Raw genomic sequence first — 23,332 nt, 5'->3', positions numbered from 1 at the left:
TCCGCGCGATGGGGCTCAGTTGTGCTGCCTCACTCGATCTCGGCGAGCGTGTTCAGCACCGTCTCCTTGTCGGACGCCTCCAGCAGACGCGTACGGAACGCGGGGTCCATCAGCTTGCGGGACAGCAGCGCCAGGATGCGCAGATGCTCGTCACCGGCTGCCGCCTCAGGCACCGCGATCATGAACACCAGTCGCGCCTTCGTCCCGTCCAGCGCGCCCCACTCGATGCCCTCCGCCGACCGTGCGAACCCGACGACAGGTGCGGTGACCGCGTCCGTCTTGGCGTGCGGGATGGCGATCTCCTCGCCGAGCCCCGTAGTGCCCTGCTCCTCCCGGGCGAGCGCTGCCCGCACGAGCGCCGCGCTGTCGGCGACCTTGCCGCTGCGCCCCAATAGCGCGGCCATCTCCCGGATACCGGCGTCCTTGTCGACCGCGGAGAGCTGCTCGCTGACGGTGTCCGCGGTGAGGTACCCCAGCAGCACCTCGTCCGTCGCTGCGCCGGCTTCCGTCCCCGCTGCTGTGCTGTCTGTCGCGCCCTGAGGTGGCACTGCTGCACCGTCCTGTGGGCGCACTGCTGCACCGTCCCGAGGCGTTACGACCGACTGTTGCACCGCCGCGACAGCCACCTCGGCTTCCGTACGCTCCGCACGAGCCGCCTGCGCGCTATCCATTTCGGCGGAGCCGCGCCCGGAACGACGTGCCCCGAGCGTCACCAGCCCGGCCGTGGTCAGAGCCGTGACCGCCGTACCGATCAGGACCGCCACGAAGAACAGCGCCACCCCGTCGATCGCGCCCAGCACGGCCACGATCGGCCCGCCGTGCGGCACGTTGTCCGCGACCGAGGCCAGCCCCGCGACACCGCCCGCGACCGCACCACCGAGCATGTTCGCCGGGATCACCGTGGCCGGCCGGGCGGCGGCGAAGGGGATGGCGCCCTCCGTGATGCCGAAGAAGCCCATGAACAGCGCGGCCAGGCCGGTCTCCCGCTCCTGGTCGGAGTAGAACCTGCTGCGCAGCAGTGTCGCCAGACCCTGGCCCAGCGGCGGCACCGGGATGGCCGCCGCGCACATCCCCATCACCTCAGGGCTCTTGGAGACCAGCCCGGTCCCGAACAGGAACGCGGTCTTGTTGACCGGGCCGCCCATGTCGAACGCGATCATCAGCCCGAGCACCACGCCCAGCAGCGCCGCACTGGTACCGGTCATGCTGCCCAGGAAGTCGGTCAGGTTCTCGAAGACCCAGGAGATCGGCTTGCCGATGACGTAGATGAAGAACAGCCCGAGCGCGGAGGTCGCCACGATCGGGATCACGATGATCGGCATGATCGGCCGCACAAACCGGGAGACCGGCACCAGCTTGATCCAGCGGACCAGATAACCGGCCAGGAACCCGGTCACGATCGCCCCGATGAAGCCCGCCCCGGACTTGGAGTCGTACAGCTCGCCCGTATTGGCGATCCAGCCACCGATCATGCCCGGCACCAGGGCCGGGCGGTCGCCGATCGCATAGGCGATGTAGCCGGAGAGGATCGGCACCATCAGCGTGAACCCGATGGTGCCGATGTCGTTCACGTGCTTCCAGAAGCTGCCGTCGGGTATCACCAGACCGCCGTCGGCCTGCGGGTGCCCGCCGAGGGCGAGCGAGACGGCTATCAGCAGCCCGCCGACGACCACGAACGGGATCATGTACGAGACGCCGTTCATCAGCGCCTTGTAGCCGACGCTGCGCTCCCGGCTCTTGGCCCCCGCGGGACCCGACGGCGCTCCGGCAGCCCCGGAACCGCCCGCACCGCCTCCCGGCCCACCGCTGCCGGTTCCGCCCCGGCCGTCCCCGCCAGGGGACGAGGCAGCTCCGCCTTCATGGACGGGCGCCTGGCGTACGCGGTCGATGAGGCCGTCCGGGTCGCTGATGCCTTCCGCCACGCCGACGACCAGCACGCGCTTGCCGCCGAACCGGCTGAGGTCCACGTCCTTGTCGGCGGCGACAATCACGCCGTCCGCGGCGCTGACATCGTTGTCGGTCAAGACGTTCTCAGCCCCGATGGAGCCTTGGGTCTCGACCTTCATGGCAATACCACGGGCCTGCGCGGCCTGGGTCAGTTTTTCCGCCGCCATGTACGTATGAGCGATACCGGTGGGGCACGCCGTCACGGCGAGCAGTTTCAGCCCCGGCCCGGCCGGGGGAGCCGCTCCGTCACGGGGATCGGCAGGACTGGTCACGTGGGAACTCCTAGCTCGGCCAGTGTGTGGAGGGGGTGCGTTCTCGCGCCATCGCAGTCGCAGTCGCAGAGGCCGCAGGGTGCACCGAACCAGTCGCACGGCCAAAAAAGCAAGCGGCCGAAAACCGACCCCAGGGCGTACTTGCTGTCAGCGGCGCCCGTCTTGTCCCCTGGACGGGCGGTGTAGATTCGTAGAGCCAGACGTCGCTGCTGATGGCGGTCGGGCGGCCCGCACCGCGGGCCACCGAGGGAGAGAGGGCCTCCGACGGACTGAGCTGCGAGCAGGGGACGAGTGTGCCCGGCCACGATGTGCGCCTCCGCGCGACCGGCACCACACCGCCCCGCGCCGCAGCACGGACCAGCCAGCCTTATATCTCGACACCGAGGAGCAGCTCGCAATGACGACGACCTCCACGACCGGCCAGGACTTCAAGGTCGCGGACCTCTCGCTGGCGGCCTTCGGCCGCAAGGAGATCACGCTGGCCGAGCATGAGATGCCCGGCCTGATGGCGATCCGCAAGGAATACGCCGCGGACCAGCCCCTGGCAGGCGCCCGCATCACCGGCTCCCTGCACATGACCGTGCAGACGGCCGTGCTCATCGAAACGCTGGTCGCTCTGGGAGCCGAGGTCCGCTGGGCCTCCTGCAACATCTTCTCCACCCAGGACCACGCCGCAGCAGCCGTCGCCGTCGGCCCCGACGGCACCCCGGACAACCCGCAGGGCATCCCGGTCTTCGCCTGGAAGGGCGAGACCCTGGAGGAGTACTGGTGGTGCACGGAGCAGGCCCTCACCTGGCCGAACGCCACCACCGGCGGCCCGAACATGATCCTCGACGACGGCGGTGACGCCACCCTCCTCGTCCACAAGGGCGTCGAGTACGAGAAGGCCGGCGCCGCACCCTCGGTGGACACCGCCGAGAACGACGAGCACCGCGTCATCCTCCAGCTCCTCAACCGCACCCTGAGCGAGAACCCGCAGAAGTGGACGCAGCTCTCCTCCGAGATCCGCGGCGTCACCGAGGAGACCACCACCGGCGTCCACCGCCTCTACGAGATGCAGCAGGCAGGCACGCTGCTCTTCCCGGCGATCAACGTCAACGACGCCGTCACCAAGTCGAAGTTCGACAACAAGTACGGCTGCCGCCACTCGCTGATCGACGGCATCAACCGCGCCACCGACGTCCTCATCGGCGGCAAGGTCGCCGTCGTCTGCGGCTACGGCGATGTCGGCAAGGGCTGTGCCGAGTCCCTGCGCGGCCAGGGCGCCCGCGTCCTGATCACCGAGATCGACCCGATCTGCGCCCTCCAGGCGGCCATGGACGGCTACCAGGTGGTGACCCTGGATGACGTCGTCGAGACCGCCGACATCTTCATCACCACCACGGGCAACAAGGACATCATCATGGCCTCGGACATGGCCAAGATGAAGCACCAGGCCATCGTCGGCAACATCGGCCACTTCGACAACGAGATCGACATGGCCGGTCTCGCCGCCATCGACGGCATCGTCAAGGACGAGGTCAAGCCGCAGGTCCACACCTGGACCTTCCCGGACGGCAAGACCATCATCGTCCTGTCCGAGGGCCGCCTGCTGAACCTGGGCAACGCCACCGGACACCCCTCGTTCGTGATGTCCAACAGCTTCGCGAACCAGACGATCGCCCAGATCGAGCTGTTCACCAAGCCCGAGTCGTACCCGACCGACGTCTACGTCCTGCCCAAGCACCTCGACGAGAAGGTCGCCCGCCTCCACCTCGAGGCACTCGGCGCCAAGCTGACCACGCTCCGCCCGGAGCAGGCGGCCTACATCGGCGTCCCGGTCGAGGGCCCGTACAAGCCGGACCACTACCGCTACTGATCCCGGAACCGATCCGTTCCTGACCCGCCGCATCTGACCCACCCGCGCCCGGCCCGGCAGCTCAACCGCCGGGCCGGCCGGGAGACAGACCGGCCCCAGGCCCCCGCCCCCGGCGGGGGCCTGTCCGTCACCGCACCAACCCCGGACACCGCCCATGCCCCGCGGCCGATATTCGCTTCACGATCCGCACGACCACACCTTCCTCGGCGAAGAGCACTTCCACTGCGCCACCGGCCCCTCCGGCTGGCGCTACGTCTCCCAACTCACCACCCCCTCGGGAGAGCACACGGGCTCCGTCGACCTCACCCTCGACGAACTCGGCCGCCCGATCCGTCTCGAACTCCACGCCGCGAACTGGCAGATCCGCGGTGCGGCGCTGGACGGCGTCACCTGGGTGCGCTCCGACCCCGCAGGCGAGCAAGCCCAAGAGGGCAACGTCGCCGCGCACTCCTTCACCGGGGCATCCCCCGCATTCCTCGTCGCGACCTCACGGCTGCTGCGCCCGGCCCCCGGTGATCGGCCCACTCGCGTACGCCTCGTCGCGTTCACACCCCCCGTCCTCGCCCCCCGCACTCTCGACCAGTCCTGGGGGCTGTTGAACAGCGAAACACACACCACTGACAACGGCCCTCTCGTCGTGGACAACTACCAGGTCAACGACCTGGAGACGGGGGAGCAGCACGCGGTGCACATCGCCGGCGACGTCGTCCTCGCAGCCCCCGGCATCGAGCTGGAAGACCTCGAGTCACCACCCTCGGTCTTCGACTGACGGCCGGCGGCGTTCCGGCGGAACCGGCCCTGACCACGCCCCTGCGCCGTCGGCTGACGGGCGGTCAAGTGGGCGAAACCGGTGACATCGCCGTGTCGGACTGCTCCGAAGGGCCGACGACTGCCGCATGATGTGCGCGGACGGCAGGGAACCTGCTACTGTCCTCTCCGCCCCCGGAAAGCCGTTGACGCGGCGAACTGCGGGCAGTAGATTCGAACGGTTGCCTAGAGTTGGACAAGCTCGGCAGCAGCAGTTAGTTTCTTCTCCGCTTCGAACCGAGAAATCCGGTGACGGAATTCTTACGCGAGAAGCCCTCCGAACTCCAAGCAGATTCGATCTGATAGAGTCGGAAACACCGAAAGGGCAAACGTCCGGAGAAACCGGTGAAACGGTTTTGAAGGAAGCGTCCGTTCCTTGAGAACTCAACAGCGTGCCAAAAGTCAACGCCAGATATGTTGATACCCCGACTCGCCGAAGGCGAGTTGAGGTTCCTTTGAAAAAAATACAGCGAGGACGCTGTGGACCGGGGGATTATTCCTCTCCTGGTTCCGCTCTTCCGCGAATTGAAGCATTCACGGAGAGTTTGATCCTGGCTCAGGACGAACGCTGGCGGCGTGCTTAACACATGCAAGTCGAACGATGAACCGGCTTCGGTCGGGGATTAGTGGCGAACGGGTGAGTAACACGTGGGCAATCTGCCCTGCACTCTGGGACAAGCCCTGGAAACGGGGTCTAATACCGGATATGACACGGGATCGCATGATCTCCGTGTGGAAAGCTCCGGCGGTGCAGGATGAGCCCGCGGCCTATCAGCTTGTTGGTGGGGTGATGGCCTACCAAGGCGACGACGGGTAGCCGGCCTGAGAGGGCGACCGGCCACACTGGGACTGAGACACGGCCCAGACTCCTACGGGAGGCAGCAGTGGGGAATATTGCACAATGGGCGAAAGCCTGATGCAGCGACGCCGCGTGAGGGATGACGGCCTTCGGGTTGTAAACCTCTTTCAGCAGGGAAGAAGCGTAAGTGACGGTACCTGCAGAAGAAGCACCGGCTAACTACGTGCCAGCAGCCGCGGTAATACGTAGGGTGCGAGCGTTGTCCGGAATTATTGGGCGTAAAGAGCTCGTAGGCGGCTTGTCGCGTCGGATGTGAAAGCCCGGGGCTTAACCCCGGGTCTGCATTCGATACGGGCAGGCTGGAGTTCGGCAGGGGAGATCGGAATTCCTGGTGTAGCGGTGAAATGCGCAGATATCAGGAGGAACACCGGTGGCGAAGGCGGATCTCTGGGCCGATACTGACGCTGAGGAGCGAAAGCGTGGGGAGCGAACAGGATTAGATACCCTGGTAGTCCACGCCGTAAACGTTGGGCACTAGGTGTGGGCCGCATTCCACGTGGTCCGTGCCGCAGCTAACGCATTAAGTGCCCCGCCTGGGGAGTACGGCCGCAAGGCTAAAACTCAAAGGAATTGACGGGGGCCCGCACAAGCGGCGGAGCATGTGGCTTAATTCGACGCAACGCGAAGAACCTTACCAAGGCTTGACATACACCGGAAACCTCTGGAGACAGGGGCCCCCTTGTGGTCGGTGTACAGGTGGTGCATGGCTGTCGTCAGCTCGTGTCGTGAGATGTTGGGTTAAGTCCCGCAACGAGCGCAACCCTTGTCCTGTGTTGCCAGCAACTCCTTCGGGAGGTTGGGGACTCACGGGAGACTGCCGGGGTCAACTCGGAGGAAGGTGGGGACGACGTCAAGTCATCATGCCCCTTATGTCTTGGGCTGCACACGTGCTACAATGGCCGGTACAATGAGCTGCGATGCCGTGAGGTGGAGCGAATCTCAAAAAGCCGGTCTCAGTTCGGATTGGGGTCTGCAACTCGACCCCATGAAGTCGGAGTCGCTAGTAATCGCAGATCAGCATTGCTGCGGTGAATACGTTCCCGGGCCTTGTACACACCGCCCGTCACGTCACGAAAGTCGGTAACACCCGAAGCCGGTGGCCCAACCCCCTTGTGGGGAGGGAATCGTCGAAGGTGGGACTGGCGATTGGGACGAAGTCGTAACAAGGTAGCCGTACCGGAAGGTGCGGCTGGATCACCTCCTTTCTAAGGAGCATCTTTGGCCGCTTCGGCGGTCCAGAGGCCCACTACGCGAGCGAACGACTCGCGGTGGGTTGCTCATGGGTGGAACGTTGACTATTCAGCCTGGTTCAGACGGGTTTCGCTAGTACTGCTCCTCGGAGCGTGGAACACGGAAACCTGTACTGGCTGGGCTGGGCGCGCTGTTGGGTGTCTGAGGGTACGGGCTGTTGAGCTTGTTCCTTCGGTTGCCGGTCCCAGTGAACTCCAGCTTCTGTTGGGGGTGGTGGGTGGCTGGTTGTTGTTTGAGAACTGCACAGTGGACGCGAGCATCTGTGGCCAAGTTTTTAAGGGCGCACGGTGGATGCCTTGGCACCAGGAACCGATGAAGGACGTGGGAGGCCGCGATAGGCCCCGGGGAGCTGTCAACCGAGCTGTGATCCGGGGGTGTCCGAATGGGGGAACCCGGCAGTCGTCATGGGCTGTCACCTGCCGCTGAATGTATAGGCGGTGTGGAGGGAACGCGGGGAAGTGAAACATCTCAGTACCCGTAGGAAGAGAAAACAACCGTGATTCCGGGAGTAGTGGTGAGCGAAACCGGAGGAGGCTAAACCGTATGTGTGTGAGACCCGGCAGGGGTTGCGCATGCGGGGTTGTGGGATTCCACTTCAGTGGTCTGCCGGCTGCTGGACGAGTAAGAAATTGTCGATGTAGGCGAAGGGCATGCGAAAGGCCCGGCGTAGAGGGTAAGACCCCCGTAGCTGAAATGTTGGCAACTCGTTTGTGGGACTCCCAAGTAGCATGGGGCCCGAGAAATCCTGTGTGAATCTGGCGGGACCACCCGTCAAGCCTAAATATTCCCTGGTGACCGATAGCGGATAGTACCGTGAGGGAATGGTGAAAAGTACCGCGGGAGCGGAGTGAAAGAGTACCTGAAACCGTGTGCCTACAAGCCGTGGGAGCGTCGCATCAAGTGTTTGCACTTGGTGTCGTGACTGCGTGCCTTTTGAAGAATGAGCCTGCGAGTTTGCGGCATGTTGCGAGGTTAACCCGTGTGGGGGAGCCGTAGCGAAAGCGAGTCCGAAGAGGGCGACCCAGTAGCGTGTTCAAGACCCGAAGCGGAGTGATCTAGCCATGGGCAGGGTGAAGCGCGGGTAAGACCGTGTGGAGGCCCGAACCCACCAGGGTTGAAAACCTGGGGGATGACCTGTGGTTAGGGGTGAAAGGCCAATCAAACTCCGTGATAGCTGGTTCTCCCCGAAATGCATTTAGGTGCAGCGTCGTGTGTTTCTTGCCGGAGGTAGAGCACTGGATAGGCGATGGGCCCTACCGGGTTACTGACCTTAGCCAAACTCCGAATGCCGGTAAGTGAGAGCGCGGCAGTGAGACTGTGGGGGATAAGCTCCATGGTCGAGAGGGAAACAGCCCAGAGCATCGACTAAGGCCCCTAAGCGTGTGCTAAGTGGGAAAGGATGTGGAGTCGCAGGGACAACCAGGAGGTTGGCTTAGAAGCAGCCATCCTTGAAAGAGTGCGTAATAGCTCACTGGTCAAGTGATTCCGCGCCGATAATGTAGCGGGGCTCAAGTACACCGCCGAAGTCGTGTCACTGCAACGTGAAGGGCTAACGCCTGTTGTGGTGGGTAGGGGAGCGTCGTGTGCCGGGTGAAGCAGCCGTGGAAGCGAGTTGTGGATGGTTCACGAGTGAGAATGCAGGCATGAGTAGCGATACATGCGTGAGAAACGTGTGCGCCGATTGACTAAGGGTTCCTGGGTCAAGCTGATCTGCCCAGGGTAAGTCGGGACCTAAGGCGAGGCCGACAGGCGTAGTCGATGGAGAACCGGTTGATATTCCGGTACCCGCTATGCAGCGTCAAACATCGAATCAGGTGATGCTAAGTCCGTGAAGCCGCTCTGGATCCTTCGGGTGAAGGAGTTGTGGTGGAGCCGACGGCCCGAGCTTGTAGTAGGTGAGTGATGGGGTGACGCAGTGAGGTAGTCCAGCCCGGGCGATGGTTGTCCCGGGGTAAGGGTGTAGCCCGTCGGGTAGGGAAATCCGCCTGGCATGAGGGGTGAGACCTGATGCCGAGCCGTTTGTGGTGAAGTGGGTGATCCTGTGCTGTCGAGAAAAGCCTCTAGCGAGTTGTGTGGCGGCCCGTACCCTAAACCGACTCAGGTGGTCTGGTAGAGAATACCGAGGCGTTCGGGTGAACTATGGTTAAGGAACTCGGCAAAATGCCCCCGTAACTTCGGGAGAAGGGGGGCCATTTCTGGTGATCACCCGTGCGGTGTGAGCTGGGGGTGGCCGCAGAGACCAGCGAGAAGCGACTGTTTACTAAAAACACAGGTCCGTGCGAAGCCGTAAGGCGATGTATACGGACTGACGCCTGCCCGGTGCTGGAACGTTAAGGGGACCGGTTAGTCAGGGTTTCGATCCTGGTGAAGCTGAGAACTTAAGCGCCAGTAAACGGCGGTGGTAACTATAACCATCCTAAGGTAGCGAAATTCCTTGTCGGGTAAGTTCCGACCTGCACGAATGGCGTAACGACTTCTTGACTGTCTCAACCATAGGCCCGGTGAAATTGCAGTACGAGTAAAGATGCTCGTTTCGCGCAGCAGGACGGAAAGACCCCGGGACCTTTACTACAGCTTGATATTGGTGTTCGGTTCGGCTTGTGTAGGATAGGTGGGAGACTGTGAAGCGGCCACGCCAGTGGTTGTGGAGTCGTTGTTGAAATACCACTCTGGTCGTGCTGGATGTCTAACCTGGGTCCGTGATCCGGATCGGGGACAGTGTCTGGTGGGTAGTTTAACTGGGGCGGTTGCCTCCTAAAGGGTAACGGAGGCGCCCAAAGGTTCCCTCAGCCTGGTTGGTCATCAGGTGGTGAGTGTAAGTGCACAAGGGAGCTTGACTGTGAGACTGACGGGTCGAGCAGGGACGAAAGTCGGGACTAGTGATCCGGCGGTGGCTTGTGGAAGCGCCGTCGCTCAACGGATAAAAGGTACCCCGGGGATAACAGGCTGATCTTCCCCAAGAGTCCATATCGACGGGATGGTTTGGCACCTCGATGTCGGCTCGTCGCATCCTGGGGCTGGAGTCGGTCCCAAGGGTTGGGCTGTTCGCCCATTAAAGCGGTACGCGAGCTGGGTTTAGAACGTCGTGAGACAGTTCGGTCCCTATCCGCTGCGCGCGTAGGAGTCTTGAGAAGGGCTGTCCCTAGTACGAGAGGACCGGGACGGACGGACCTCTGGTGTGCCAGTTGTTCTGCCAAGGGCATGGCTGGTTGGCTACGTTCGGGAAGGATAACCGCTGAAAGCATCTAAGCGGGAAGCCTGCTTCGAGATGAGGACTCCCACCCCCTTGGAGGGGTTAAGGCTCCCTGGAGATGACGGGGTTGATAGGCCGGATCTGGAAGCCCAGTAATGGGTGGAGGTGACCGGTACTAATAGGCCGAGGGCTTGTCCGTAGATGCTCGCGTCCACTGTGTTGGTTCTGAGACAACAACCCCAGACACATTTGAATCAAGTGTGTTGCTGGTTGTGTGTTTCGCCGTGTTTCGGTGGTCATAGCGTGAGGGAAACGCCCGGTTACATTCCGAACCCGGAAGCTAAGCCTTTCAGCGCCGATGGTACTGCATGCGGGAGTGTGTGGGAGAGTAGGACACCGCCGAACTCACTTTGAGAGATAGCCCCGTTGGCTCACGCCAACGGGGCTATTTTTATGCCCAAATTCTTGTCCTGTTCCCTTTTCCAGGCGGGGCGTCACCTACAACTCCCCCCCTTTTCGAAAGGGCAGGCCCCGAGCCTGTTTCTGAGTCTGTGTTCGCCCTGGCCCGGTCCTCACGCGTGTGGGTCGTAGGCCCGCGACGCGTGACGCGGGCGGCGGCCCGGGGCGGGCCGCCGCGAGGCTTCCACTACTGGGTGAGACCGAAGCAAGCGCGACAGCTGAGCGCATGGCCAGCGCTCAGCCGTCCGGCGACAGGGCATTCGCTCTCGTCGTCGTTCGCTGCCTGGTGCAGAGCGTTGGCGTACTGCTGTCGGGGTGTCAGCTTTCCGAGGCGGGGCGTTCGAAGCCGGGGACGCCTGCTGCGCGGGCGAGTTCGAGGTCGAGGGCCTCGCGGCGGATGCGCTGGTCGAGGTAGAGGAGGGCGGTGATGCCCGCGCTGAGGGGGAGGGAGATGGCCGAGGCGAGGGCCGAGCCGATGCCGCTGATGATGAGGGATGTCCAGCTGGCGGCGGACGGGTCGGTGAGGGCGGAGATGGCGGTGGTCGGCACCGAGACGACGAAGGAGACGGCGAAGACCAGCAGGAGAGTGAGGAGCTGAACGCCCAGGACGCGCCACCAGCTGCCGCGTACCAACTTGGCCGAGCGGCGCATGGAGGCGATCAGGCCCTGCTTCTCCAGCATCAGGGCCGGGGGCGCGAGGCAGAACTGGACCCAGACCCAGGCGGCTGCGGCGATGCCGGCGAGCACGCCGAGGGAGAGCAGCAAAATCGCCAGGCCGGAAGGGCCCGCGAGCGCGGTGAGGATGCCGGGGAGCAGGCAGCCGAGGAGGACGAGGGAGACCAGGAGGGGGATCAGGAGCAGCAGGCCGAGTAGGCGCAGCAGCTGAGGGCGTGCGCTCCGCCATGCCTCGCCGAGGGTGACCGGGTGGCCGAGGACCGCGCGGCTGACGACCACGGTCAGCAGGGCGGTGGCGATCACGGTGCCGAGCATGCCGACGATGCCCATCACTGTGAAGCTGCCGAGGTTGCCGGTGAGGGCGTTGTTCACGTCCTCAAGGCTGGGCTGGTCCTTCTCGGCGAGGGCTTGGAGGTCGCCGGTGTCGCCGAACCAGAGGCGCGTGGTGATCACCGTTACCAGCTCGGTGAGGACCGCGACGACGAGGGAGATGCCCAGCGCGGTGCGCCAGTGGGTACGCATGGCGCGGACGGAGCCGTCCAGGATCTCGCCGATGCCCAGGGGGCGGAGCGGGATGACGCCGGGTTTGGCGGCCTGTGGGGCTCGGCTCCAGCCGGAGTTCGGGCCCGGGCTGTTCCAGCCGCGCTGGGGGCCGGTGCCGGTGGGCTGGGTGGCCCACCCCCGTGCCTGGCCTTGGGGGCCGCCGGGGTGCTGCCTCGGGATGGGGCCTCGGCCCTTGCGCCGACCTGTGGTTCCGTCCTGGTCGCCCCAGGTCCGGCCGGGCGGAGCGGCGGGCGGCTGGTCGGCGGCCCAGTTGCGGGGGCGGTCGGCTGCCACCGGGCGGGGTGCTGCCTCGGATGTGGTGCGCTCCGTGTCGTCGCCCGGGATGTTCTCGTCGTCCTTTCCGGGGTTGCCGGAGGGGCGGGGGTCGGGCGAAGCGGATCCGGGCGAAGCCGAGCCCGGGGAGTCGTTCACGTGAGGTCACCTCGTGTGGGTAGTCCCGTGCCTGGTGGGTTGCCCATCGTGCCACGGGGCGGTGTGGATGGGGTCGGGCGGTAGCGGGCGACGCTCTTCAAGGGGCCTGCGCTGAGCAGGCAGACTGGACGGATGGCTGAAGAGTGTGTGCCCGTGATCCGTTACGAGGAGTTGCCCGAGGGGCCCGTCGTCGTGCTCCTCGACCAGACTCGGCTGCCCGCGGAGGAGGCCGAGCTGGTGTGTACGGATGTGCCTGCGCTGGTGGACGCGATCCGGGCGCTGGCGGTGCGGGGCGCGCCGGTTCTGGGCATTGCCGGGGGGTACGGGGTCGCGTTGGCGGCGGCGCGTGGGTTCGATGTGGCCGATGCCGCGGAGCAGTTGGCGCAGGCGCGGCCGACGGCGGTGAATCTCGCGTACGGGGCGCGACGGGTGGAGGCCGCGTACCGGGCGGCGGTCAGGGCAGGCGACGGGGATGCTGATGCTGCTGCTCAGGCGCTGGCTGAGGCGCGGGCGCTGCACCAGGAGGACGCCGAGGCGAGTGACCGGATAGCGGAGCACGGAAGTGCGCTGCTGGCGGAGTTGGTGCCCGGGGGCGGGCTGCGGATCCTGACGCACTGCAACACCGGGAGATTGGTCTCCGGCGGGGCCGGCACGGCGTTGGCCGTCGTCAAGGCGGTACACCGTGCCGGTGAGCTGCGGCGGCTGTGGGTGGGGGAGACGAGGCCGCTGTTGCAGGGGGCGCGGCTGACGGCGTACGAGGCGGCCGAGGCGGGGATGGCTTACAGCGTGCTGGCGGACAGTGCCGCGGGGTCACTGTTCGCGGCGGGTGAGGTGGATGCGGTGCTGGTGGGGGCCGACCGGATCGCGGCGGACGGTTCGGTCGCGAACAAGGTCGGTACGTATTCGCTGGCGGTGCTGGCCGGGCATCACGGGGTGCCGTTCGTGGTGGTGGCTCCGGTGACGACGATCGACCTGGACACGGAGTCGGGCAGCGGGATCGAAGTGGAGCAGCGGGCCGTGCACGAGGTGACCGAGGGACCGTGGGCAGGGGTGCGGGGCCCCGGGGTGCCCGGGGCGGCCTCGGGAGGGGGGCCGGGAGTGGGTGCGGCGCTGGCTCCTGTGGGGGCGCACGCCTACAATCCTGCGTTCGATGTGACGCCGTCCGCGCTGGTCACGGCTGTGGTGACGGATGAGGGGGTGGCCTCTCCCGTGACGCCCGGGAGGATCGCGGAACTGTGTTCCACATCACGTAGGAGGGCGTCGCGATCGGCTAATGGGATGATGAAGTCATGAAGGGACGCGTCCTTGTCGTCGATGACGACACCGCACTGGCAGAGATGCTCGGCATTGTGCTGCGCGGAGAAGGTTTTGAACCGTCGTTCGTCGCGGACGGCGACAAGGCGCTTGCCGCCTTCCGTGAGACCAAGCCGGACCTGGTGCTGCTCGATCTGATGCTGCCCGGGAGGGACGGTATCGAGGTGTGCCGTCTGATCCGCGCCGAGTCCGGGGTGCCGGTGGTCATGCTCACCGCCAAGAGCGACACGGTCGATGTCGTGGTCGGGCTGGAGTCGGGGGCTGACGACTACATCGTCAAGCCGTTCAAGCCGAAGGAGCTGGTGGCGCGGATCAGGGCGCGGCTGCGGCGTTCCGAGGAGCCGGCGCCGGAGCAGCTGGCCATCGGCGATCTGGTGATCGATGTGGCGGGGCACTCGGTGAAGCGGAACGGCCAGTCCATAGCTTTGACTCCGCTCGAGTTCGATCTCCTGGTGGCGCTGGCGCGCAAGCCGTGGCAGGTCTTCACCCGTGAGGTGCTGCTGGAGCAGGTGTGGGGGTACCGGCACGCGGCGGACACCCGGCTGGTCAACGTCCATGTGCAGCGGCTGCGCTCCAAGGTCGAGAAGGACCCGGAGCGGCCGGAGATCGTGGTGACCGTGCGCGGCGTGGGATACAAGGCCGGGCCCAGCTGAGATGACCCGTAACACCGCACCGCACCGCGCCGGTGGGGGTTCGGCGGCGGGGCGGGGCACGGGCCGCGAGTCCGATATCTCCAAATTCGGGCGTTTGTGGCGAAGTGGTGTCCTCTTCTCCGACGGCCTCCTCCCCGAGGGCGCGACCGGTCCCGGCGCGCGCCCTATGGTGCGCTTCTTCGTGCGGTGGGTGCGCAGGCCGTTGTTGCCGGTGATGCGGCTGTGGCGGCGGAACATCCAGCTCCGGGTGGTGGTGGCCACGCTGCTGCTCTCGCTCGGGGTCGTGCTGCTGCTGGGGCTCGTCGTCATCGGGCAGGTCCGCAACGGTCTGCTGGAGGCCAAGGAGCAGACCGCGCAGAGCCAGGCGTCGGGAGGGTTCTCGGCCGCCGAGCGGATGGCCGACAGCGCGGGCAGCGGGCCCAGCGGTGAGGACGGCATCCGTGGCAGCAGAAGTGCCCAGAACTCCGGCACCTGGCTGAACAACCTGGTCGAGCAGCTCGCCAGCGGCGGCCAGGGCGTCTACTCGGTGGTGGCACTCGGCTCCGACAACGACGAGTCGCCGTTCCTCGGCAACAGCAACCTCACCACCCGTGGCCCACGCTCCTCCGGCGACATCCGCCCCGAGGAGAGCATCCCCGCGGACCTGCGCAAGGCCCTCGACGACGAGCCGGGGCCGCACCGCCGCTACGCGCGCGTCTACCGGCAGGACCACAGCAGCGATCCGGCGCTGATCGTCGGCAAGCGCCTCAACGACGCGCGCGGTAATCCCTTCCAGCTCTACTACGTCTTCCCCTTCACCCAGGAGGAGGAGTCGTTGAGCCTGGTCAAGGGCACGCTGGCGACCGCCGGGGTGTTCGTCGTGGTGCTGCTGGGCGCGATCGCGTGGCTGGTGGTGCGGCAGGTGGTGACACCCGTACGGATGGCTGCCGGGATCTCCGAGCGGCTGGCGGCCGGGCGGCTCCAGGAGCGGATGAAGGTCACCGGCGAGGACGACATCGCCCGTTTGGGGGAATCCTTCAACAAAATGGCGCAGAACCTTCAGGTCAAGATCCAGCAGCTGGAGGAGCTGTCCCGCATGCAGCGTCGCTTCGTCTCGGACGTCTCGCATGAGCTGCGGACACCGCTGACGACGGTGCGGATGGCGGCCGACGTCATCCATGAGGCGCGCGAGGACTTCGATCCGGCGACCGCCCGCTCGGCCGAACTGCTACTCGGGCAGCTCGACCGGTTCGAGTCGCTGCTGGCCGACCTGCTGGAGATCAGCCGGTTCGACGCGGGCGCCGCCAATCTGGAGGCGAGCGCCGTCGATCTGCGCGATGTGGTGCACCGTGTCGTCGAGGGCTGTGAGCCGCTCGCCGAGCGCAAGGGCAGCAGGATCCTCGTACGGGGTGCCGAGCAGCCCGTGATCGCGGAGGTGGACGGCCGCAGGATCGAGCGGGTGCTGCGCAACCTGGTCGACAACGCCGTCGAGCACGGTGAGGGCGGCGACGTCGTGGTGCGGCTGGCGACCGGCGGCGGTGCGGTGGCGTTGGCCGTACGGGACTATGGCGTCGGCCTCAAGGAGGGCGAGGCGGAGCGCGTATTCAACCGCTTCTGGCGTGCCGACCCGGCGCGGGCCCGTACGACGGGCGGTACGGGGCTGGGGCTGTCGATCGCCCTGGAGGACGCCCGGTTGCACGGGGGGTGGCTGCGGGCCTGGGGCGCGCCGGGGGACGGTTCGCAGTTCCTGCTCGTGCTGCCCTGTACGGCGGGGGAGCCGCTGCGCGGATCGCCGCTGCGGTTGGAGCCTGAGGACTCGCGCAGGAAGCGGGAGCGGGCGCGCGAGCGGGAGCGGCCGGCAGCACCAGGGGGCGCATCGCCGGTGGCGGCGGGCAGGGTCGCCGAGGGCGCGCGGAACGACGAGCGAGCAGGACGGTCCGGAGGGGAGCGCGGATGAGGGCCGCCGAGGGGCGTACGAAGACCCGGGGAGGCGCACTGCGGCGGCAGCGCGCGCTGGTTGTGCTCGCCGCGTGCGGGACGCTGCTGGCCGGATGCGCGTCGATGCCGGACGGCGGCAACGTCAAGCACGTCAGCTCCTCGCACCACGCCGACGGCGACTCCCAGGTGCGGGTCTACAGCGTCAGCCCGCAGAAGGGCGAGGCGCCGACCCAGATCGTACGGGGCTTCCTGGAGGCGACGACCAGCGATGAGGCCACCTTTCCCACCGCGCGCGAGTATCTGACCCGTAGCCTGGCCCGCCGCTGGGACCCGTTCGCGTCGACGACCGTGCTCTCAGAGGGGCCGAGTGCGGTGAAGGCGCCGCGGCGACTCCGTCCGGCCAACGAGGACGGCTACTCCGTGGAGGTCTCCGGTGCCCGGATGGCCGACGTGGACAGCAAGCACGCCTACTCGCCCTCCAAAGGCGACTACAGCGAGATTTTCCACCTGACCAAAGTTGACGGGGAGTGGCGGATCGACGAGATGCCGGACGGTCTCGTGCTCGGCGAGTCCGATTTCCAGCGCATCTACCGCCCCATCAACACGTATTACTACGCGCAGCTCGGACCTGACGCGGAATCGATCACGGATGGTCAGAACGTGCTCGTCGCCGATCCGGTCTATCTGCGTCGCCGTATCGACCCGGTCACCAGGACCGTCTCCGCGCTGTTGCAGGGGCCGTCCGGATGGATCGACCCCGTGGTCAACAGCGCGTTCCCGCGCGGCACTCGCCTGGCGCGCGGACAGCACCTCTCGGTGGACGATTCCGGAGTGCTGCGGGTACGGCTGAACGCCCGGGGGGCCACTGCTGGGGGCAAGCAGTGCATGCGGATGGCGGCGCAGGTGCTGTACACGGTGCAGGACCAGGCGTCGGCGAAGGTCGGCAAGGTGGAACTGGTGGGCCCCAAGGACCGCCAGCTGTGCGCACAGACGCGGGAACAGGCCGCCGTCTACCAGCCGGGACGGCTCAACGGCAGTGCGAAGAACGCGTACTTCGTGGACGAGGATCACCGGGTCGCCGCCTTCCTGCGCAAGAACGAGCCGCCGCGCCCGGTCGAAGGCCCGCTGGGCAGCGGGCAGGTGGAGATGGGCGCGGTCGCGGTGAACCGGATCGAGAGCGAGGGCGCCGCCGTTTCGCGCGGGCGACGCGGGCTCTACGTCGCCTCCCTGGAGGGGAGCGCGGCCACGACACTCGGCGAGCCCGTACTCACCAGCAAGGCCAAGAACGAGAACGACCGGCTGACGGCGCCCAGCTGGGACGGGCTCGGCGATCTGTGGGTGGCCGACCGTGACCCGGACAACACCCGGCTGCTGCGGCTGCGCAGCGGCAAGGAGCGGCCCGACGAGGTACGTGTGCCGGATCTGGACAAGGGGGAGCGCATCGAGTCGCTGCGGATCTCCTCCGACGGGGTGCGGATCGCGCTGCGCGTGCGGGCGCGCGACGGGCACACCTCGCTCCAGCTCGGCCGTGTGGTGCGTGAGGGCACGCTGAAGAAGCCCCGGGTGACGGTGGAGCAACTGCGCCCCGTGGCACCCCAGCTGGTGGATGTCTCAGCGGCCTCGTGGGCGGGCGGCAGCCGGCTCGTAGTGGTGGGGCGGGAGTCCGGGAGCGTGCAGCAGTTGCAGTACATGGAGACCGACGGCTCGGTCTCGGACCAGCCGACCCTCCCGGGGATCACCGATGTCACGGGGGTCGCCGCCTCGGAGGACGAGAGCAAGCCGCTGCTCGCCGACTCCGAGGACGGGATCGTGCGGCTGCCTCCCGACGCGAACTGGAAGATGCTGACGGAGAACGGCTCGGCCCCTGCTTACCCGGGGTGAACCGGTGGGTTGCGCCCGCGCGGCTGGTGGGCCGCGCCGCGCGGAGCCGGTGAACTGGTGAGGGCCGGGCGGCTGAGCCGTGGGGTTGTCGGGCCGCGTCGTCGGGTTGTCCGGGCGGGCCGCCCGGATGTCCGGGGCGCCAGCGGCTGAGCCGCGGGGTCGTCCGGCCGCGCCGCCGAGTTGTCCGCACGCGCCACCGAGTTGTCCGCACGCGCCGCTGAGCTGTCCAGCGATCCGCTGACCTGCGGCAATTCCCTTTCGTGAGGCCGGTGTTCGAGCTGGGCGCGGTGCCGCCGCGGAAGTTATCCACAGGGGTGGTGGCGGCGCGCCCCGGATGCCAAAGTGGGGGTCATGCCGAGGTTCTGGCAGGGACTTCGGCGGGAAATCGCAGGTCTGGTGCTGCCCATGAGGTGTGCCGGTTGCGGTCGTCCGCGAGAGCGGGACCGCTTGTGCGAAGAGTGCAGCAGCGTGCTGAATGGCGCGGTGCCGCGGCGGGTGTGGCCCTCGCGCGTACCGTCCGGACTGCCTCGGGTGTACGGAGCGCTCACGTACACCGACGAGGCCCGAGCCGCGCTGCTCGCTCACAAGGAGCGCGGTGCCCTCGGGCTGGCCGCGCCGCTGGGAGCGGTGCTCGCCCGCGCCGTCCTGATGGCCTCGCACGCGCCGGAGACCTCCGCGCCTGCCTCGGTGCCCACTGCCCCCGCTCGGCGCGGGCCGCCCTCCCGGGACGGCGGCCCGTCCCCACGGCGCCGGGCGCCGGTCACGCTTGTGCCGGTGCCCTCAGCGCGCCGGGCAGTCGCGGGGCGGGGGCACGACCCGGTACGGCGCATGGCGCGGGAGGCCGCCCGGACGCTCAGAAGGGAGGGCATGGCGGTACGGGTGCTGCCCGTGCTGCGCCAACGACGGAGGGTCGTCGACCAGTCGGGGCTGACGGCGGCACAGCGGACCGCGAATCTTGCCGGAGCCCTGGAGATGGTGCCAGGCGGCGCGCGGCTGCTGGGTGCGGGCCGGGTCGTGCTGGTGGACGATGTGATGACAACGGGTGTGTCGCTCACGGAGGCGGCACGGGCCTTGGGAGGAGGGGCTACGGCCGCAGTGCTCGCGGTCCGCTCGGACGGGTGACCTGGAGGAACGCAAAGTTGCCCGGGGTGACCGTGGTGGAACTATCGGATCGACGACATCGTTGCTGGTGGTACCAGGGTTGACTCGCCTGATCGGAGGTACGTGCCGGTAGGGGGTGCCGAGCATCCCCCGCTGGAGGTACGTTCGGATTGGGTGGCGATCTCCCCTCTGGGGGAGAAGGAGGTGAAACTCGCAAGCCGACCTCGAGCCGGAGAGCCAACGGCGGGAGGCCGAGCCTCCGGCGTCAGTGCACCAAGGACGGTCCACACCGAGAAGTGGGACTGTCCGGGAACGGAGTTCTGCGTGGACATCGTCGTCAAGGGCCGAAAGACAGAGGTGCCCGACCGGTTCCGCAAGCACGTGGCCGACAAGCTGGAGAAGGTTCAGAAACTCGACGGCAAGGTGATCAACCTTGAGGTCGAGGTGGCCAAGGAACACAACCCCCGGCAGGCCGACCGTTCCGACAGGGTGGAGATCACCCTGCGTACGCGCGGACCGGTCATTCGTGCGGAGGCAGCCGCCTCCGACCCGTACGCGGCGCTCGACCTGGCCACCAGCAAGCTGGAGGCCCGGCTGCGCAAGCAGGCCGACAAGCGTCGGGTCCACCGCGGCGGAGCCCGCACACCGATGAGTGTGGCCGCGGCAACCGCCCACCTCGCGTCGGAACTGAACGGAGAACTCGACGCGGCTGCCGGATCGGTGGCCGCTCCCCCGGAGGCCGACGGTCAGCCCGTGGTCACCAGGATGGGACCGCTGGAGGTACGGGGCGAAGGGCCGCTGGTCGTCCGGGAGAAGACGCACGCGGCGGCACCCATGACGCTCGACCAGGCGCTGTACGAGATGGAGTTGGTGGGCCACGACTTCTATCTGTTCGTCGACTCCGAGACCAAGCAGCCCAGTGTCGTCTACCGGCGGCACGGCTATGACTACGGCGTGATTCATCTGGAGCCGGACCCGTTCGTCCAGGAGCCGCCGCCCGGAGCGGGCGGGGCGCTGGGTGGCTGACGCCGAACGGCGGCAGACCGGCACGGCCCATTACGGGCAGCCCAGCACGGGCCTGGCACAGCCCTGTGCGCCACCGGCTTGATGTTCGCGCCCCCGGCCGGATCTCGGGACCCGGCCGGGGGCGTCGGCATGAGTAACATCAAGACCCACGCCAACCGCCTTTGGCCGTAGCTGGGTTGGTGGGAGACCAGGGTGCAGGGGGAGGAACGATGGTGGACAGCTTCGGGCCCGTGATGCCCATGCCCGACGCACACCCGGGCCCGGGGGCGGAGGAGGAGCCGCTGGAGCGGGAGCGGCGCAAGGAGCCGATCCGGGTGCTGGTCGTCGACGACCACGCGCTCTTCCGGCGTGGTCTGGAGATCGTGCTGGCGCAGGAGGAGGACATCCAGGTCGTCGGGGAGGCCGCGGACGGGGCCGAGGCGGTCGACAAGGCGGCGGACCTGCTGCCGGACATCGTGCTGATGGATGTGCGGATGCCGAAGCGGGGCGGGATCGAGGCGTGCACCTCCATCAAGGAGGTGGCCCCCAGCGCGAAGATCATCATGCTGACGATCAGCGATGAGGAGGCCGATCTCTACGACGCCATCAAGGCGGGGGCCACCGGTTATCTGCTCAAGGAGATCTCCACGGACGAGGTCTCCACGGCGATCCGGGCCGTGGCCGACGGGCAGTCGCAGATCAGTCCGTCGATGGCGGCGAAGCTGCTCACCGAGTTCAAGTCGATGATCCAGCGCACCGACGAGAGCAAGCTGGTCCCCGCGCCCAAGCTCACCGACCGGGAGTTGGAGGTGCTCAAGCTGGTGGCCACCGGGATGAACAACCGGGATATCGCCAAAGAGCTGTTCATCAGCGAGAACACCGTGAAGAACCATGTACGCAACATCCTGGAGAAGCTCCAGCTGCACTCCCGGATGGAAGCGGTGGTCTACGCGATGCGGGAGAAGATCCTCGAGATCCGCTGAGGAGCCCGCTGGGACGCCCGCTGAGTCCCGCTCCGGCGCGGACCGGTCTGTTGGGGCCCAGGCGGTCTGTTTTACAGGCCCAGCGCGTCGAGGGCGTCCCTGAGCCGGGGACGCAGCTCCTCGGGGGCGCAGCGTTCCACCCGTACCGCGTCGCAGCCCACCCACGCGGCGGCTTCCGACAGCGCCTGCGCCATCGGCTCCACGGCTTTCGGGCTCTCCAGCGAGAGCTGGCGGGCGACGAGAGTGGTGCCCTCGCGTGCCGGGTCGACGCGGCCGACGAGCTTTCCGCCCGCGAGCAGGGGCATCGCGAAGTAGCCGTGCACCCGCTTCGGCTTCGGCACGTACGCCTCCAGCCGGTGTATGAAACCGAAGAGGCGCTCGGTGCGGGGGCGGTCCCAGATGAGGGAGTCGAACGGCGAGAGCAGCGTGGTGCGGTGCCGGCCGCGCGGGGTGCTCTCCAGGGCTGCTGGGTCGGCCCAGGCGGGCCTGGACCAGCCCTGCACCTGGACCGGGACCAGCCCGGTGTCCGCCAGCACCGAGTCGACCTGCTCGTTCTTGAGCCGGTGGTAGTCGGCCAGATCGGAACGGGTGGCGACGCCCAGCGCGGCGCCGGCCTGTGCCACCAGGCGGCGCAGGCACTCGCGATCGTCCAGGTCGTCGTGGAACAGGGACTCGGGGACGGCGCGCTCCGCCAGGTCGTAGACGCGCTTCCAGCCGCGCCGCTCGGTGACGACGACCTCGCCGATGTCCAGCAGCCACTCCACCGCGATCTTGCTCTCGGACCAGTCCCACCACTCGCCCCCGTTGCGGCCTCCGCCCAGGCCGGCCGTGGTCAGCGGGCCCTCGGCCGCGAGGCGGGTGCGGACGGCGGCGCAGGAGCCCTCGCGGTCCTGCATCTGGTGCCAACGGTGGCCCCGGGCACGGAAGGCGCGGCGGCGGAAGGCGAAGTGCGGCCACTCCTCGATCGGCAGCACACACGCGGCGTGCGACCAGTACTCGAAGCTGTGCGACTCCGACCAGTAGGCCGACTCCACCGCCTGCCGGCCCACCGGACCCAGCCGGGCGTAAGGCACCAGTTCGTGCGACCGGGCCAGCACCGAGATCGTGTCCAGCTGCACCGCGCCCAGCCGTCGCAGCATTCCGCGCACTCCTGCCCGCCGGTCCTGGGCGCCCAGCAGCCCCTGGGCCCGCAGCACGATCCGCCGGGCCTCGTCTGCGGAGAGGGAGAGCTGCGGCGTCGGCGCAGGGGCGGTGTCGTGGGGAACGGCGGTGGTGGACAGGCCAGTCGTCATGCGGGCCACCCTAAGTGGGGCCACTGACAACGCACTTCCCGTCCGGAACCGCGCCCTGCCGGCCCCCTCTTCCGGGGCCTGCGCCGGCCAGCCGTTCCCTTCTGTCCCCGCCCGCGCTATCCCTGCTGGGAGGGCAGATACGGCGTCCGGAATCCGTATCCCCAGTCGGAGGGGAGGAGGGCGGCGATGCGGGCGTCGCGGCGTGTTCCTCTCTGCACGATGCGTGCCCGCTGTATGCCCTCCTCCACGAAGCCGAGCCGGAGCGCGACAGCGCGTGACCCCTCGTTCTCGACCTGGGCGACCCACTCCAGCCGTTCCACCTCCAGCGCGGTGAAGGCCCACTCGACGACCGCGCGTCCGGCCTCTGCCGTATAGCCCTTGCGCCGGTGGTCGCGTGCTGTCCAGAAGCCCAGCTCGGCCTGGCGCTCGGCGTTGCGCAGCTGGACCAGGCCGATGGCGCCCGCCAGAGCGCCGTCGTGGGTGAAGATGCCGAAGTTGTACGCCGTGTCGTCCCGCCAGCCGGCCGGGCTCACGTTCCGGACGAAGTCTTCGGCATCCTTGAGTGTGTAGGGCTCAGGCACCGGTACGAAGCGCTGGATGTCCGGATCGTCGCACGCGGCGGCGACTGCTGCCTCGTCCCGCTCCTCGAAGGGGCGCAGTACGAGCCGCTCGGTGTGCAGTGTGATGGGCTCCATGACCTGATTGTGCCGTGGGGGCCTCCGGCACCTTCCGGGGCTCCGGCACGTTGGGGGTACAGGGGCAGTCGTCCCTCGCATACGATGGCCGGTGCGGTATTGGCCCTCGGCAAGGAGAGGACCTCGGTGATCTTCGCCGAAATCGGTGATCTTCGCCGGTATCCGCACCGACCATCCGCACTGACCGTGCAGACC

At 67.3% G+C, this 23,332-nt stretch carries 13 protein-coding genes and 3 rRNA genes; 12 read left to right on the top strand and 4 right to left on the bottom strand.

Annotation, left to right across the window (positions count from 1 at the left end; all coding sequences use genetic code 11):
* Positions 1–29 precede the first annotated feature (29 nt).
* Complete coding sequence (locus tag ACQEU8_RS32000) at positions 30–2,219, bottom strand: fructose-specific PTS transporter subunit EIIC (protein WP_433107294.1); 2,190 nt, start codon at positions 2,217–2,219, stop codon at positions 30–32.
* Between the two features lie 397 nt (positions 2,220–2,616).
* Here ACQEU8_RS32000 and ahcY point away from each other — a divergent pair, with 397 nt between their 5' ends.
* From ahcY to rrf, 5 genes are all read left to right on the top strand, one after another.
* The gene (ahcY, locus tag ACQEU8_RS31995) at positions 2,617–4,077 is read left to right on the top strand and encodes an adenosylhomocysteinase (protein ID WP_433107292.1); all 1,461 of its coding nucleotides are present in this window, start codon (positions 2,617–2,619) and stop codon (positions 4,075–4,077) included.
* A 154-nt stretch (positions 4,078–4,231) separates the two neighbouring features.
* Entirely contained in the window at positions 4,232–4,846 is a 615-nt protein-coding gene (locus tag ACQEU8_RS31990; protein WP_433107290.1) for a hypothetical protein, read from the top strand.
* 571 nt (positions 4,847–5,417) lie between these two features.
* A 16S ribosomal RNA gene (locus ACQEU8_RS31985) occupies positions 5,418–6,948 on the top strand.
* 310 nt (positions 6,949–7,258) lie between these two features.
* A 23S ribosomal RNA gene (locus ACQEU8_RS31980) occupies positions 7,259–10,386 on the top strand.
* 89 nt (positions 10,387–10,475) lie between these two features.
* Positions 10,476–10,592, top strand: a 5S ribosomal RNA gene (rrf, locus tag ACQEU8_RS31975).
* The 16S, 23S and 5S rRNA genes sit together here, the layout of an rRNA operon.
* A gap of 372 nt (positions 10,593–10,964) precedes the next feature.
* Here the strand turns inward: rrf and ACQEU8_RS31970 are convergent.
* Positions 10,965–12,296 (bottom strand): hypothetical protein, encoded by a 1,332-nt coding sequence (locus tag ACQEU8_RS31970; protein WP_433107288.1) that lies wholly within the window; start codon positions 12,294–12,296, stop codon positions 10,965–10,967.
* A gap of 132 nt (positions 12,297–12,428) precedes the next feature.
* On the opposite strand from ACQEU8_RS31970, the gene mtnA reads away from it, so the two are divergent.
* The 7 genes from mtnA to ACQEU8_RS31935 all read left to right on the top strand — a co-directional run bounded on the left by mtnA (position 12,429) and on the right by ACQEU8_RS31935 (position 21,150).
* Positions 12,429–13,589 (top strand): S-methyl-5-thioribose-1-phosphate isomerase, encoded by a 1,161-nt coding sequence (mtnA, locus tag ACQEU8_RS31965; RefSeq protein ID WP_433107286.1) that lies wholly within the window; start codon positions 12,429–12,431, stop codon positions 13,587–13,589.
* Positions 13,586–14,263 (top strand): two-component system response regulator MtrA, encoded by a 678-nt coding sequence (gene mtrA, locus ACQEU8_RS31960; RefSeq protein ID WP_433107284.1) that lies wholly within the window; start codon positions 13,586–13,588, stop codon positions 14,261–14,263. The genes mtnA and mtrA overlap by 4 nt, the downstream gene beginning before the upstream one ends.
* 1 nt (position 14,264) lies before the next feature.
* On the top strand, positions 14,265–16,199 hold the full coding sequence (gene mtrB, locus ACQEU8_RS31955) for an MtrAB system histidine kinase MtrB (RefSeq protein WP_433107282.1): 1,935 nt from the start codon (positions 14,265–14,267) through the stop codon (positions 16,197–16,199).
* Positions 16,196–18,061, top strand: a complete 1,866-nt coding sequence (locus tag ACQEU8_RS31950; protein ID WP_433107280.1) for an LpqB family beta-propeller domain-containing protein — start codon at positions 16,196–16,198, stop codon at positions 18,059–18,061. The genes mtrB and ACQEU8_RS31950 overlap by 4 nt, the downstream gene beginning before the upstream one ends.
* Positions 18,062–18,592: 531 nt before the next feature.
* Positions 18,593–19,183: a ComF family protein gene (locus tag ACQEU8_RS31945; protein WP_433107278.1), complete on the top strand. Its 591-nt coding sequence runs from the start codon at positions 18,593–18,595 to the stop codon at positions 19,181–19,183.
* Between the two features lie 303 nt (positions 19,184–19,486).
* On the top strand, positions 19,487–20,188 hold the full coding sequence (gene hpf, locus ACQEU8_RS31940) for a ribosome hibernation-promoting factor, HPF/YfiA family (protein WP_433107276.1): 702 nt from the start codon (positions 19,487–19,489) through the stop codon (positions 20,186–20,188).
* 209 nt (positions 20,189–20,397) lie between these two features.
* A complete protein-coding gene (locus ACQEU8_RS31935; protein ID WP_433107274.1) occupies positions 20,398–21,150 on the top strand; it encodes a response regulator in 753 nt (250 codons plus the stop codon).
* A 71-nt stretch (positions 21,151–21,221) separates the two neighbouring features.
* Here ACQEU8_RS31935 and ACQEU8_RS31930 read toward each other — a convergent pair whose 3' ends face one another.
* Both ACQEU8_RS31930 and ACQEU8_RS31925 read right to left on the bottom strand, forming a co-directional pair.
* Complete coding sequence (locus tag ACQEU8_RS31930; RefSeq protein ID WP_433107272.1) at positions 21,222–22,442, bottom strand: winged helix-turn-helix domain-containing protein; 1,221 nt, start codon at positions 22,440–22,442, stop codon at positions 21,222–21,224.
* A 116-nt stretch (positions 22,443–22,558) separates the two neighbouring features.
* Entirely contained in the window at positions 22,559–23,137 is a 579-nt protein-coding gene (locus tag ACQEU8_RS31925; RefSeq protein WP_433107270.1) for a GNAT family N-acetyltransferase, read from the bottom strand.
* Positions 23,138–23,332 lie beyond the last annotated feature (195 nt).

The sequence above is a fragment of the Streptomyces sp. CA-250714 genome, assembly GCF_050936705.1.
Classification (GTDB): domain Bacteria; phylum Actinomycetota; class Actinomycetes; order Streptomycetales; family Streptomycetaceae; genus Streptomyces.
The sequence above is the reverse complement of the archived record's forward strand: the minus strand, read 5'-3'. Positions and strand labels throughout refer to the sequence as shown.

Excerpts from the sequence above, each read along its gene's own strand:
- mtnA (WP_433107286.1), top strand. The coding sequence starts at position 12,429 with ATGGCTGAAGAGTGTGTGCCCGTGATCCGTTACGAGGAGTTGCCCGAG.
- ACQEU8_RS31930 (WP_433107272.1), bottom strand. The coding sequence starts at position 22,442 with ATGACGACTGGCCTGTCCACCACCGCCGTTCCCCACGACACCGCCCCT.
- ACQEU8_RS31925 (WP_433107270.1), bottom strand. The coding sequence starts at position 23,137 with ATGGAGCCCATCACACTGCACACCGAGCGGCTCGTACTGCGCCCCTTC.
- ACQEU8_RS31935 (WP_433107274.1), top strand. The coding sequence starts at position 20,398 with ATGGTGGACAGCTTCGGGCCCGTGATGCCCATGCCCGACGCACACCCG.
- ACQEU8_RS31990 (WP_433107290.1), top strand. The coding sequence starts at position 4,232 with ATGCCCCGCGGCCGATATTCGCTTCACGATCCGCACGACCACACCTTC.
- mtrA (WP_433107284.1), top strand. The coding sequence starts at position 13,586 with ATGAAGGGACGCGTCCTTGTCGTCGATGACGACACCGCACTGGCAGAG.
- ahcY (WP_433107292.1), top strand. The coding sequence starts at position 2,617 with ATGACGACGACCTCCACGACCGGCCAGGACTTCAAGGTCGCGGACCTC.
- ACQEU8_RS31950 (WP_433107280.1), top strand. The coding sequence starts at position 16,196 with ATGAGGGCCGCCGAGGGGCGTACGAAGACCCGGGGAGGCGCACTGCGG.
- mtrB (WP_433107282.1), top strand. The coding sequence starts at position 14,265 with ATGACCCGTAACACCGCACCGCACCGCGCCGGTGGGGGTTCGGCGGCG.